At 67.4% G+C, this 12,405-nt stretch carries 12 protein-coding genes; 11 read left to right on the forward strand and 1 reads right to left on the reverse strand.

Translation table 11 applies throughout. The features are described 5' to 3' along the window. The first annotated feature begins 1 nt into the window (after position 1). From CRO07_RS05235 to CRO07_RS05285, 11 genes are all read left to right on the forward strand, one after another. A complete protein-coding gene (locus CRO07_RS05235) occupies positions 2-835 on the forward strand; it encodes a hydrogenase expression/formation protein (protein ID WP_097029632.1) in 834 nt (277 codons plus the stop codon). Further along, on the forward strand, positions 832-1,575 hold the full coding sequence (locus tag CRO07_RS05240; protein ID WP_097029633.1) for a [NiFe]-hydrogenase assembly chaperone HybE: 744 nt from the start codon (positions 832-834) through the stop codon (positions 1,573-1,575). The genes CRO07_RS05235 and CRO07_RS05240 overlap by 4 nt, the downstream gene beginning before the upstream one ends. Next, entirely contained in the window at positions 1,575-2,384 is an 810-nt protein-coding gene (locus CRO07_RS05245) for a HupK protein (RefSeq protein ID WP_097029634.1), read from the forward strand. The genes CRO07_RS05240 and CRO07_RS05245 overlap by 1 nt, the downstream gene beginning before the upstream one ends. Beyond that, positions 2,377-2,718: a hydrogenase maturation nickel metallochaperone HypA gene (gene hypA, locus CRO07_RS05250; RefSeq protein ID WP_097029635.1), complete on the forward strand. Its 342-nt coding sequence runs from the start codon at positions 2,377-2,379 to the stop codon at positions 2,716-2,718. Before CRO07_RS05245 ends, hypA begins: the two co-directional genes overlap by 8 nt. Beyond that, a complete protein-coding gene (gene hypB / locus CRO07_RS05255; RefSeq protein WP_097029636.1) occupies positions 2,718-3,515 on the forward strand; it encodes a hydrogenase nickel incorporation protein HypB in 798 nt (265 codons plus the stop codon). The genes hypA and hypB overlap by 1 nt, the downstream gene beginning before the upstream one ends. Further along, positions 3,467-4,990 (forward strand): sigma-54-dependent transcriptional regulator, encoded by a 1,524-nt coding sequence (locus tag CRO07_RS05260; RefSeq protein WP_097029637.1) that lies wholly within the window; start codon positions 3,467-3,469, stop codon positions 4,988-4,990. The genes hypB and CRO07_RS05260 overlap by 49 nt, the downstream gene beginning before the upstream one ends. 1 nt (position 4,991) lies before the next feature. Then, complete coding sequence (gene hypC / locus CRO07_RS05265; RefSeq protein ID WP_097029638.1) at positions 4,992-5,282, forward strand: HypC/HybG/HupF family hydrogenase formation chaperone; 291 nt, start codon at positions 4,992-4,994, stop codon at positions 5,280-5,282. Further along, positions 5,279-6,415 (forward strand): hydrogenase formation protein HypD, encoded by a 1,137-nt coding sequence (gene hypD / locus CRO07_RS05270; protein WP_097029639.1) that lies wholly within the window; start codon positions 5,279-5,281, stop codon positions 6,413-6,415. Before hypC ends, hypD begins: the two co-directional genes overlap by 4 nt. Before the next feature lie 66 nt (positions 6,416-6,481). Then, positions 6,482-7,504 carry a hydrogenase expression/formation protein HypE gene (gene hypE, locus CRO07_RS05275; RefSeq protein ID WP_097029640.1) on the forward strand — a complete coding sequence of 341 codons (1,023 nt, stop codon included), beginning with the start codon at positions 6,482-6,484 and terminating at the stop codon, positions 7,502-7,504. A 145-nt stretch (positions 7,505-7,649) separates the two neighbouring features. Next, the gene (locus tag CRO07_RS05280) at positions 7,650-8,276 is read left to right on the forward strand and encodes a response regulator (protein ID WP_097029641.1); all 627 of its coding nucleotides are present in this window, start codon (positions 7,650-7,652) and stop codon (positions 8,274-8,276) included. A gap of 261 nt (positions 8,277-8,537) precedes the next feature. Continuing rightward, a complete protein-coding gene (locus CRO07_RS05285) occupies positions 8,538-11,852 on the forward strand; it encodes a PAS domain S-box protein (RefSeq protein ID WP_097029642.1) in 3,315 nt (1,104 codons plus the stop codon). A 90-nt stretch (positions 11,853-11,942) separates the two neighbouring features. On the opposite strand, the gene CRO07_RS05290 is transcribed toward CRO07_RS05285, so the two are convergent. Then, entirely contained in the window at positions 11,943-12,188 is a 246-nt protein-coding gene (locus CRO07_RS05290; protein WP_097029643.1) for a hypothetical protein, read from the reverse strand. Between the last annotated feature and the right edge of the window lie 217 nt (positions 12,189-12,405).

Consider the following 12,405-nt stretch of genomic DNA (forward strand, 5'->3'; position numbering starts at 1 on the left):
CATGACCTCGTTCCACCTTCCGCCCACCGGCTTTGGCCCCGGCTCGCAACCGTCTGAAGACGATGCCGAACTGGCCTTTCTGGCGCTGCCTTCGGGGATGCGCACCTATGAAAGCCACATCCCCGACATCGACGACACCGCCCGCGTCGCCCCGGCGCTGATGCTGCTGGCGCGGGTTGCGGATGCCTGCGACCTGGCCGCCCGCGGCGAGGTGCCGCCCGCCTTCGATCTGGCCCATCTGGATGCCGACAGCCGCCGGCTGATCGCCGAGACGCTGGGCCAGGGCGAGGTTTCGATGCGGTTGCGCGGCGTGCCGGCGCTGATGGTGCAGGAAAGCGTCTTTGCCGGTGTCTGGGCCGTGGCGGGCAGCGGCGTCGACCGGATCGAGGTCGGCCCCGTGCCCGAAGCCGCCACCACCCGCGCCTTTGCTCCGTTCCGGCAGGCGCTGACCCCCACCGGCAAGAAACCCGAAGGCGTGGTGAACGCCCCGGCCCTTCTTGCTGAACTGGCCGAAAAATCAGCCACATGGCGCGCGAAAGACGAGGCGCATGTCATCAACCTCAGCCTGTTGCCGCACACCGAGGAAGACCTGATCTGGCTGGACCGGATGCTGGGCGAAGGTGCGGTCACCATCCTCTCGCGCGGCTATGGCAACTGCCGGATCACCGCCAGCGCCATGCCGCAGGTCTGGCGGGTGCAGTTCTTCAACTCGATGGACAGTCTGATCCTTGACACGTTCGAAGTGACCACAATGCCCGAGGTCGCCCTTGCCGCCCCCGAGGATCTGACCGACAGCGCCGAGCGCATCCGCGACGTGCTGGAGGCGCTGCGGTGAGCGGCTTCGAAGGGTCCTACCTTGGCGCCAACGACCGGATCAGCCCGGCCGCGGTGATGGAATGCAAGATCTGCTGGACGCCCTACGATCCGGCGCAGGGTGATGACTTTCGTCAGATCCTGCCCGGAACCGCCTTTGTCGACCTTCCCGGCGACTGGTGCTGCCCGAACTGTGACGCGCCGAAAAACCAATTCATGGTGCTGTCCGACCCGGGCAACCGGATGGACGATCAGGTTGCGCGGCTGGTCTCGGATTTCGAGGATGTCTGGCATTCCAAGATGCGCGACGTGCCGCTGTCCAACCGCGCGCTTCACGTCGAGGCGGTGGGATTTCGGCTGCACGAAGGCCGGCCTCTGGGGGTGCTGGTGGCGCCGTGGTTCATGAACCTTGTGATGCTGCCGGCCGAGAGCGAGGACTGGTCGGCGCTGGTCTCTGGCGCAAAAGAGGACATCGGCTTTCCCTCGGGCGACTATGAGTTCCTCCACAACGTCCGGCCGATGGTCGGGGGCTACAAGGCCTGTTCGCTGTTCTCGCCGATGAATGATTTTTCCAGCCAGTTGCAGGCGGTCGAGGTCGCACGCGCGGTGATGCTGGCGCTGTTCGATGAGGCCAACCGCGCCGAGACCGACCGCGGCGCCGAAATCCGCGCCGCCCGCGAGGCCGAACTGGCCCCGCCGCCCCTGCCTGACACCGACCCCAGCCGCCGCGCCGTGATCACGGCCGGGCTTGCCGCGGACTGATGTCGGGCCGGCTTGCCATAGGCTTCGGCCCCGCCGGCCCGCAGGTCGAGGCCGCCCCGCCGCTGCCAATCGAGGCGCTGGTTCTGGGCAAGCCCGCGCACGAGGCGGCCGAGCTGCTGCCGCGGATCTTCAACCTGTGCCCGATGGCGCAGGCCACCGCGGTCCGGCTGGCGCTGGACCTGCCGCTGCCCGATCCGGCGCAGGCCGCACAGGAAATCGCGCGCGACCATCGGCTGAAGCTTCAGGTGATCTGGCCAAGGTTTCTGGGGGTGGCGGGCTGCACCACGCCCCTGCCGCGGCCCGCCGATCTGGACGACTGGCTGGCCCGCCAGCCACTGTTTGCGACGATCGCGCGGCTGTTCCCGCCGGGTTGCGCGGTGGCCGACCTGCCTGCGGTGACGCCGGAAACGGCCATGAATCCCGCAGCTTGCGAAAACTCGGCAGCGGGGCGGCGGGCCGATCACCCCACCTTGGCCGCGGTTGCCGCGCGCTGGGGCAAGGGGCCGTTGTGGCGAGCCGTGGCGCGTCTGGCCGATCTTGATCCGCCGCCCGCGCCCCGACGTCTGGCCGATGGCGCCGCGGTCGTTCCCGCCGCGCGCGGACTTTATGCGGTGCAGGCGCGGACCGAGGCCGGACGGATCACCGCCTTTCGCCGCGTGACGCCGACCGATCATCTGGCAGCCCCCGGCGGCGTGCTGCACCATAGTCTGGCCAGCCTTCCGGCCGATGGCGCGGGCCTTGCGCCGCTGCTGCTGGCGATCCTTGATCCTTGCGTTCCGGTGACGTTTCACGAGGCCGCCCATGCATGAAATGTCGCTGTGCGAGGGCATCCGGGGCATCGTCGAGGATCAGGCCCGCCGGCACGGCTTTGCCTCGGTCAAGGTGCTGCGGCTGGAAATCGGCCGCTTTGCAGGCGTTGAAAAGGCGGCGCTGACCTTCGCCTTCGACGTGGTGATGCGCGGCAGCCCGGCCGAGGGCGCGCGGCTGGAAATCCTCGATCTGCCGGGCCGGGCCATGTGCTACGATTGCGGCCAGCCGGTTGAGATCGACGACAGGTTCGCCCCCTGCCCGCTCTGCGGTGGTGGGCGGCTGATGCCCGTTGCGGGCGACGAAATGCGGATCAAGGACATGGAGGTTCAGTGATGTGCACCGTTTGCGGATGCGGCGACACCATCACCTTCGACGCGGGCCATTCCCACGGGAATGGGCATGGCCACCCCCATCACCACGGGCTTGGCCCCGCCGGCGTCAGCGTCCCGGGGATGAGCCAGAAACGCCTGATCGAGGTTGAAACCGACATCCTGTCGAAGAACAACCTTTACGCCATGGCAAACCGCCACCGCCTGCGCGAACTGGGGGTCCATGCGGTCAACCTTGTCTCGTCGCCGGGTTCGGGCAAGACCACGCTGCTTTGCAAAACCATTTCACTTCTTGGTGACACCCCGCTGGCGGTGATCGAGGGCGATCAGCAGACCTCGAACGATGCCGACCGCATCCGGGCCACCGGCGCGCGGGCGGTGCAGGTCAACACCGGCAAGGGCTGCCATCTGGATGCCCATATGGTCGGCCATGCGATGGACGACCTGACCCTTGCGCCGGGGTCGCATCTGTTCATCGAGAATGTCGGAAACCTTGTCTGCCCCGCCGCCTTCGATCTGGGCGAGGACGCCAAGGTGGCGATCCTTTCGGTGACCGAGGGCGAGGACAAGCCGCTGAAATACCCCGACATGTTCACTGCCGCGCGTCTGGCGATCCTGAACAAGACCGACCTTGCGCCGCATTGCGACGTGGATCTTGACCTTTACGAGGCGAACCTTCGCCGGGTCAATCCGACCATCGAGATCCTGCGCGTCTCGGCCCGCACCGGCGAGGGGATGGAGGGCTGGCTGAAATGGCTTTCCAGTCGCCGCACCGCCAAGATGCTGGGGATTCAGGGATGACCACGCGCCCGCTTGTCCTTGTGGTCGATGACGAGCCGCACTCGCTGGCGGCGATGCGCATGGCACTGGAGGACGAGTTCGAGGTCGCCACCGCCCCTTCGGCGGATGAGGCCCTGAAGATCCTTCAGGATCAGTGGGTTCAGGTGATCATCTCGGATCAGCGGATGCCGGGCATGACGGGGGTCGAGTTTCTGGCGCAGGCCCGCGAACGCTGGCCCGAAACGGTGCGGATCATCCTGACCGGCTATACCGACGCCTCGGCCATGGTGGCCGCGATCAACGAGGCCGGCATCCACCAGTTCCTGACCAAGCCGTGGCTGCCCGACCAGCTTCTGATGGCGGCGCGCCACGGCACCCGCCTGTTCCAGTTGGCACGCGACAACGAACGGCTGGCGCTCGAGATGCGGTTTCTGACCTCGACGGTGGAAACCCGGCTGGAAAAGCGCAGGCGGGCGCTGCGCGAGGGGATGGGGTTTGAAAGCATCCTGCGGGCACCCTCGTCGCCGATGAATGCGGTGGTGGCAGCGGCGCGGCAGTTTGCCAGTTTCGACGTGCCGGTTCTGCTGACCGGCGAGCCGGGAACCGCCAAGGCACAACTGGCCCGCGCGATGCACTACGGATCGCTGCGGTCGGACCGGCCATTTCACGAATTCAATCTGCAAGGCGTGCCCGAAGATCTGGCCGCGATGGAACTGTTCGGCGCCAAGCGTGGCGTGGCGCCCGGCAATGGCAGCCGGATCGGGCTGGTGCAGAAGGCCGATCGCGGCACGCTGTATCTGGGCGGGATCGACACCGCACCGCCCGCGCTGCAACTGGCGCTGATGCGGGTGCTGGCGAATGGCGCGTTCAGCCCGGTGGGAGGGCAGGAAACGCTGACCACGAACCTGCGGCTGATCGCGGGGTCACACCGCGACCTGCGGGCGCTGGTGGCCGAGGGGCAGTTCCGCGCCGATCTTTACTATGCGCTGTCGGCGGGCGAAATCGCGGTCCCCCCCTTGCGCGCGCGCCGCGGCGATGTGGCGATTCTGGCGCAGGCGCTGCTGGCCGATCTGGCGGCGACCCACGGCAAGCCCATCCACGAGATCGAACCCGCCGCGCTGGAGTTTCTGGAAAATTATGACTGGCCCGGCAATCTGCGCGAACTGGCGAACGAGATCACCCGGATGCTGATTTTCGCGCAGGGCAAGGTGCTGGGGGCGGATCTGATCTCGCGGCCGATCCTTCAGGCGCCACCGTCAGAGGCGGGGGCAGACCGCTCGGCCGAGGCGGTGCTGACGGCCGACGGCACGCTGAAGGACCGGGTCGAACTGATCGAAATGCGCATCCTGCGCGAGACGCTGACCCGCCACCGCTGGAATAAAAGCCGCGCGGCGGCCGAACTTGGCCTGAGCCGGGTGGGCCTGCGCGCCAAGCTGGACCGCTACGGCATCGTCGACCCCGCGGGGCGGCTTGTCACTGACGAAGAGGAAGACTGACATGTGCCTCGGCATTCCCGGCCGGCTTGTGGCCATCACGGATGAGGACCGCCTTATGGCTGTGGCCGATGTCTCGGGCGTGCGGCGCGAGGTCAATGTGGCCTGCGTGGCGACCGGCCCGCTTCAGGATCTGGTGGGCCAATGGGCGCTGATCCATGTCGGCTTCGCCATGAGCCTGATCGACGAGGACGAGGCGGAACGCACCCTTGAGGCGCTGCGCGAACTGGGCGAGGCGCAAGAGGCGCTGGCCGCCATGGCGGAAGGCGCGAAGGCGCTGGAGGGGCGGGCATGAAATTCGCATCCGAGTTCCGCGACCCTGCCCTTGCCCGCAGCCTGCTGTCGGCCATCGCAGCGCGGGCCGACGCGATCGGCGCCACACGGGACAAGCCCCTGCACATCATGGAGATCTGCGGCGGCCACACCCATGCGATCTTTCGCTATGGCCTGGACAAGCTGGTGCATGAGGGGATCGAGTTCATTCACGGCCCCGGCTGCCCGGTCTGCGTGCTGCCGATGAGCCGGGTGGACGAATGTATCGAGATCGCCAGCCGGCCCGAGGTGATCTTTACCACCTTCGGCGATGCGATGCGGGTGCCGGGGGCCAAGGGTTCGCTGTTGCAGGCCAAGGCACGCGGGGCTGACATCCGCATGGTCTATTCGCCGCTGGATGCGCTGGAACTGGCGCGGCGCAATCCGGGGCGCGAGGTGGTGTTCTTCGGGCTGGGGTTCGAGACCACGACGCCCTCCACCGCGCTGTCGATCCTTCAGGCCGCACGCGAAGGATTGGGCAATTTCAGCGTGTTCTGCAACCATATCACCGTGCCGGAGCCGATCCGTGCCCTGCTGGGCGATCCGGACATGGTTCTGGATGGCTTCATCGGGCCGGGCCATGTCTCGATGGTGATCGGCATCCACCCTTACGATTTCATCGCCGCCGAGTTCGGCAAGCCCATCGTCGTGGCGGGGTTCGAGCCGACGGACCTGCTGCAATCGGTGCTGATGCTGCTGACCCAGATCGCGGACGGCCGGGCCGAGGTGGAAAACCAGTATGCCCGCGTGGTGCCGGAACATGGTAACCCGGCCAGCCTTGCCGCCATCGCCGAAATCTATGAGCGGCGGCCGAGTTTCGAATGGCGCGGTCTGGGCGAGATCGACGCCTCGGGGTTGAAGATCCGCGACGGCTATGGCGCGTGGGACGCCGAGCGGAAGTTCGGCGTGGGCTATGGCGCGGGGCGCGCGGTGCAGCCCGAGCCCGAGGGCTGTGCCTGCGGGGCGGTGATGACGGGGCGGATCAAGCCCACCGCCTGCCCCGCCTTCGGCCACGGCTGCACGCCCGAGATGCCGCTGGGGGCGCTGATGGTGTCGTCCGAGGGGGCCTGCGCGGCCTATTGGCAATATGGCGGGGCACGCGCGGCCGCCGAGTGAGGGGGGCGCTGCCCCCCGCCCTGCGGGCCCCCCGGGGATATTTTTTCCAGAATGAAAGACGAGGCGATGGCCCTTCGGGACACTCATGTGACGCTGGCCCATGGTGGTGGCGGACAGGCGATGCGCGATCTGATCGACGAGGTGTTCGCGGCGGTCTTCCAGCCGCCGGGAATGGAGGATCAGGCGCGGCTGGCGCCAGGGGCGCTGGCCGAGGCGGGCGCGCGGCTGGCCTTGACCACCGACGCTTTCGTGGTGACCCCGTTGGAGTTTCCCGGCGGGGATATCGGCAAGCTGGCGGTTTGCGGCACGGTGAACGATCTGGCGGTGGGGGGGGCGCGGCCGTTGTGGCTGTCTGCGGCTTTCATCATCGAGGAGGGCACCGAGGTGGCGCTGTTGCGGCGGCTGGTGGCGACGATGGCCGAGGAGGCGCGGGCGGCCGGGGTTCGGATCGTCACTGGCGACACCAAGGTGGTGGGGCGCGGCGCAGCGGACGGGGTGTTCATCACCACGACCGGGGTCGGGGTCATTCCGGCCGGGCGTGAGGTGTCCACCGGGCAGGTTCGGCCCGGGGATGTGGTGATCGTGAACGGGGTTCTGGGCGATCATGGCGCCTGTATTCTGGCGGCGCGCGGGGATCTGATGCTGTCAACCGATCTGGTTTCCGATTGTGCGGCCCTGGGGCATCTGATGGAGGCGGTGCTGGCGGCGGCGCCCGGGGTTCGGGCGGCGCGGGATGCGACGCGGGGCGGGATTGCCGCGGTGTTGAACGAGATCGCCGGGGTGGCGGGTGTGGGCATCGAGATCGACGAGGCCGCGGTTCCCTTGCGTGACGAGGTTCGGGGGGTTTGCGAGATCCTGGGTCTGGATCCGTTGTATCTGGCCAATGAGGGGCGACTTGTGCTGTTCGTGCCCGAGGACGAGGCCGGGGCGGCGCTGGCCGCGATGCGGACCTTGCCCGAGGGTGCGGGGGCTGTGGTCATCGGGCGCGCGGTTGCGGCGCATCCGGGGCAGGTGCGGATGCGCACGCTGTTTGGGGGCAGCCGCATCGTCGACATGCTGGTGGGCGAGCAGTTGCCGCGGATCTGCTGAGGCGCGGGGTTCGGCGTGGCGGCAGCAGCACAGGGGTGAAGCGCGAGGTGAAGCGTCGCAATGTCGCAGCCCTGCTGCAATGGTTGACCGATGTGCGCGCCCGGATAAGGACGAAGCCTTGGGATCTTTCAGGGGAGGCAGTTCGATGGATGACCAGTCGGCCCCGGCTCGACAGCGGATCTCGGTCCTTGTTGCGGACGATCAGCAACTGGTGCGCGAACTGATCCTGAGTTTGCTTGGTCGCGAAGCGGACATGGCGCCGGAAGGCGCGGAAGACCTGGCCGGGGTTCTGGATCGCATCGCCTTGCATGGGCCGTTCGATGTCATTCTGCTGGATTATTTCATGCCCGGCGTCGAGGGGCTGAACGGGGTTCAGCGCGCCATCGCCGCGAATGGCGGCCGCCCGGTCCTTCTGATGTCGGGCAATCTGCCACCCGAGGCTGTGGCCGGCGCTGAACGGCTGGGCATCAAGGGCATTCTGCCCAAGACGCGGTTCAATGCGGTGGCGCAGGCGGTGCGGGCGGCGGCTTCGGGCAGGACGGTGTCGGCCATGGCCGAGCCGCTGGCGGTGGTGGACCCCGCAGCCGCGTTGACACCGGCGCAGCGGCAGCTTTTGCGCGATCTGGTCGAGGGCGCCTCGCTTGAGGCGGCGGCGGCCCGACATTCCGGCCCCGACAGCTTTGACACGGCCCTGCGCGGCCTGTTCGGCACGCTGGGGGTGAAGAACCGGACCCATGCGGTTCTGGCGGCCCGGCGGCTGGGGCTGACCTGATCTGCGCCGCCACGCCCCTGATCCGCAATTCGAAAGAATGGTGCGCGATACGGAAGTCTGGCGTTCTTTTAAACCATTTTCGCGATATGCCTTGGTGGAGGGGTAATCTTGACCAGATCACCTTCCGGCCGATGGGGGGCGGCGTCAGGCGGACGCGCGGCATTCCGACGGTCGATGTGTCGTTGAGATGCTGGATGCGGAGTATGCGCAAGTGAGGAAAGCTGTTCTTGTGACGGTCCGGAACGGACAGGGCCCAACCCGATGACGGATGCGCTTCCCCCGTCCGATTCGGGTTACGTATCCCTGCCGACCGATCTGCCCGAGGCACTGGACCGGCTGACCCGGTTTCAGCGGTTGATCCTTGAGATCCTGAACGATCTGTTGCGCGCGCCCACCGAAAGCATCGACACCCAGATCGACCGCGCACTGGCGCGCATGGGCGCCGCCTGCGGATCGGACCGGACCTATGTCTTCCGTGTCCGCGGAACCGATTTCCTGGACAACACCCATGAATGGGTGGCCGAGGGCATCGAGCCGATGATCCACCTGCTTCAGGGCGTCCCGACCGCGATGGCCGATCACTGGCGGGCCAGGCTGGACCGTGACGAAGCGATTTACATCCCCTCGGTGCTGGCCCTGCCCGAGGATGCGCCCGAAAAGCAGATGCTGCTGATGCAGGGCATCAAGTCGCTGCTGGTCGTGCCGCTGATCGAGGCCGGAGGGCTGACGGGTTTTGTCGGTTACGATGCCGTGCGCGACCACCGCAGCTTTCTGCCCTCCGAGATCTTCCTGATCCGCTCGGTCGCGAATGTGATCGGCACGCTGCTGATGCGCCGTGATCGCGAACGCGAGATCCAGCGCACTCAGAAAGACCTTCAGGACGAACGCAACCGGCTGAAGGCCACTCTGGACGCAATGCCGGATCTGATGATCGAAATCGATGCCGACGGCCGGTTCGTAGGCTGGCACGAGGGCTGGCTGACCAGCCGCGACATCCATAGTGCAGCCTATATTGGCCGCCTGATCGAGGAAGTGCTGACACCGGATGCCGCCGCGGTATTGCGCCGGATCATGGCCGAGGTCGATGCCAGGGGCGTATCGGTCGGGCATGAGTATCAGGTGCAACTGCCGCATGGGCTGCGCTGGCACTCGGTCTCGGCGGCGCGACTGCCGCCGCGCGATCCGCAGGAGCGGCCGGGCTATCTGGTCGTGGTCCGCGACACGACCGAGGCCCATGCCCAACGCCAGCAGGTGCAACGGCTGGGGATGTTTGCGCAGCTGACGACAAACCTTGTGATCGTGACCGACGCGCGCCAGCGCATCGAATGGGTGAACGCAGCGTTCGAGGGCCAGACAGGCTATTCCCTGCACGAAGCGACGGGCAAGCCGCTTTGCGCCGTGCTGCATTGTCAGGACACCGGCGACAACTCGCGCCACCGCCTGCGCGAGATGCTGGCCGCGGGCCAGCCCGGCCAGGCCGAGCTTCTGGCCTGTTCGCGTCAGGGGCGGACCTTCTGGATCGACCTGTCGATCCAGCCTCTGGCGGGCGACGACGGCACCATCACCGGCTATATGGCGGTGGCCAGCGACATCTCGGCCCACAAGCTGCAAGAGGCCCAGCTTGCCGCCACCGCAAGCGACGCGCTGGCCGCGCGGCGCCAGCTTGCGGCCGCGGTCGATGCGCTTCCCGACGCCTTCGCCTATTACGATGCCAATGACCGTCTGGTGATCTGCAACGCGCGCTACCGCGAATATTACCCCAAGACCGCGCCGGCGATGGTGCCCGGCGCCTCGTTCGAGGAAATCCTGCGCTACGGCCTGCAACATGGCGAGGTGACGGAGGCCCTTGGCCGCGGAGAGGAATGGGCCGCCGAACGCCTTGCCCGTCACCGGATGGGACATAACGAACAGGAACAACTCCTGGCCGATGGCCGCTGGCTGCGGGTTCTGGAACGCTCGACCCCCGATGGGGGCCGGGTGGGGCTGTGGGTGGATATCACCGCCCTGAAGCTGTCCGAACAGCGGGCGCGGGCGGATCTGACCAGTGCGATGGATGCCTCGCGCGACGGGATCGCCATCACCGATCCCGAGGGGAACTATGTCTACATGAACGCCGCCCATATGGAGATGTTCGGCATCTCGTCACCCGCCGAGATCATCGGCAAAAGCTGGCGCACGCTTTACACCCCGGACATGGCCGACCAGATCCAGCGCACCGCCTTCACGGCGCTGTCCACAGAAGGCGGCTGGCAGGGCGAGGTGATGGGCCGACGGCTTGACGGGACCGAGCTTCCGCAAGAGGTGTCGCTGACACTGAAGAACGACGGCCGGCTGATCTGCATTTCACGCGATATCTCAAAGCGGTTGCGCGAACAGCAGGAACGGACGCGCCTGCGCGAAGAATTGCAGATGGCACAGCGGCGCGAGGTCATCAGCCAGCTTGCCGCCGGGCTTGCCCATGACCTGAACAACCTTCTGGCCGCGATTGGCGGCTCGGCCGTGCTGATCGACGGCAGCGCCCCGGCCAATGTCAGCAGCCACACCAGACGCATCCTTGCCGCGACCGAACAGGCGAACGCGCTGGTGCGCCGGTTCCTGACGCTGGGCCAGCGCCAAAGCAACCGGTCGCGCATCGACCTGCGTGCGCCCCTGCGCGAAGGGGTGGACCTTGTTCGCGCCAGCCTGTGCAACCAGACCCGGCTGGTCCTGTCGCTGCCCGATGCGCCGGTCGAGATCGAGGCCGACCCGACCGACATCCTTCAGGTGGTGCTGAACCTTGTCATCAATGCGCGCGATGCCATCGCCGCAGCCCCGCCCCGCGACGGCGGGTATGAGATCGAGATCGCGCTGTCAGCGGCCGGGCCCGGCCAGACCACCGGCCCCTTCGCCGCGGGCAGCATCGATCCCGGCGGGCGCTATGTCTGCATGACGGTGACCGACACCGGGCCGGGCATCCCGCCCGAGACGCTGGCGAAGGTGTTTCAGCCGTATTTCTCGACCAAGGGATCGTCGGGAACCGGGCTGGGGCTTGCCATCGTATCGGGGGTCATCACCGCCAATGGCGGCGCCGTGGCACTGGACAGCGCGCCGGGGCGCGGCACCCGCTTCACCTTGCTGTGGCCGACCGAAGCCACCCCCCGGCCCGAATCGCCCCCGCCAGAGCAGGCAATCCCCGCCGGCAAGGCGGGGCAACTGGCCGGACGGTTCATTCTGGTGGTGGATGACAATGCCGATGTGCTGAAGGTGCTGACGGCGTTCCTTGAACAGGCCGGCGCCGAGGTCGTGCCCTGTGCCGATCCGCGCGACGCGCTGGATGCGGTGCGCGACGATCCCGACCTGTGGGATCTGATGGTGACCGATTACGACATGCCGCACCTGACCGGCGCCGATCTGACACAAGCCGCGCAACAAGAGGTGCCGGACCTTCCGGTGCTGCTGGTCACCGCGTTGCCGGACTGGCGCAGCAAGGTCGGTCCGTCGACGCCGCGCTTTGCCGGCGTGCTGGGCAAACCGCTTTCCCGCAGCGACCTGATCGCCGCCGCCGAAGCCGCGATTGCGGCATCTGCCGCAAGGTGATCCGACCCTGCACAGGCCGGCCTGCCTCGGTGGGCGTTGCAGCCGGCCTGCCTTTGCCGAACATGCCGCCACGGCCCCCGCCCCGCGCCCTTAGACGAAGATGAAATCGTCAGAGGCGAAGTCGATCAGGCTCAGCGCCCTCGGCTGGCTGTCGGCCGCGGCGCAGGCTGCGGTCTCGGCCGACAAGGGATGTCCAGCCTGCACCCGGGCGGCGGCGCCCTCGGCGCGGATCTCGCGGCCATCTTCGGGCAGGCCGGCAAAGACCTGATCGCCGCTGCGGTCGGAAAAGACAAAGGCATCCTCACCACGCCATCCGCTGGCCGAGGCTGCCCCCACCCCATCCGTCCGGTGTCTGTCTGCGTCTGCCCCGATCTTCAGCACGTCCCAGCCCCCAAGCCATGTCGTCGATCGCCCGCCTTTCTCGTTGGGCGGTTCACCAACGCGAGACTTTCAACCCGCGCGGGAACAACAGGTCTTTAGCCAGCCCGATCGCCCGACGCGACAGATCTTGCGAGACAATTTTCCACCATGGGATAGGGACGCCGTCGTAGGG

Source organism: Cereibacter ovatus (assembly GCF_900207575.1).
GTDB lineage: Bacteria > Pseudomonadota > Alphaproteobacteria > Rhodobacterales > Rhodobacteraceae > Cereibacter_A > Cereibacter_A ovatus.

Bases quoted from the DNA above. Each gene is read 5' to 3' on its own strand.
- CRO07_RS05235 (WP_097029632.1), top strand. From the start codon at position 2: ATGACCTCGTTCCACCTTCCGCCCACCGGCTTTGGCCCCGGCTCGCAA.
- CRO07_RS05245 (WP_097029634.1), top strand. From the start codon at position 1,575: ATGTCGGGCCGGCTTGCCATAGGCTTCGGCCCCGCCGGCCCGCAGGTC.
- hypA (WP_097029635.1), top strand. From the start codon at position 2,377: ATGCATGAAATGTCGCTGTGCGAGGGCATCCGGGGCATCGTCGAGGAT.
- hypB (WP_097029636.1), top strand. From the start codon at position 2,718: ATGTGCACCGTTTGCGGATGCGGCGACACCATCACCTTCGACGCGGGC.
- CRO07_RS05260 (WP_097029637.1), top strand. From the start codon at position 3,467: ATGGCTTTCCAGTCGCCGCACCGCCAAGATGCTGGGGATTCAGGGATG.
- hypC (WP_097029638.1), top strand. From the start codon at position 4,992: ATGTGCCTCGGCATTCCCGGCCGGCTTGTGGCCATCACGGATGAGGAC.
- hypD (WP_097029639.1), top strand. From the start codon at position 5,279: ATGAAATTCGCATCCGAGTTCCGCGACCCTGCCCTTGCCCGCAGCCTG.
- hypE (WP_097029640.1), top strand. From the start codon at position 6,482: ATGGCCCTTCGGGACACTCATGTGACGCTGGCCCATGGTGGTGGCGGA.
- CRO07_RS05280 (WP_097029641.1), top strand. From the start codon at position 7,650: ATGGATGACCAGTCGGCCCCGGCTCGACAGCGGATCTCGGTCCTTGTT.
- CRO07_RS05285 (WP_097029642.1), top strand. From the start codon at position 8,538: ATGACGGATGCGCTTCCCCCGTCCGATTCGGGTTACGTATCCCTGCCG.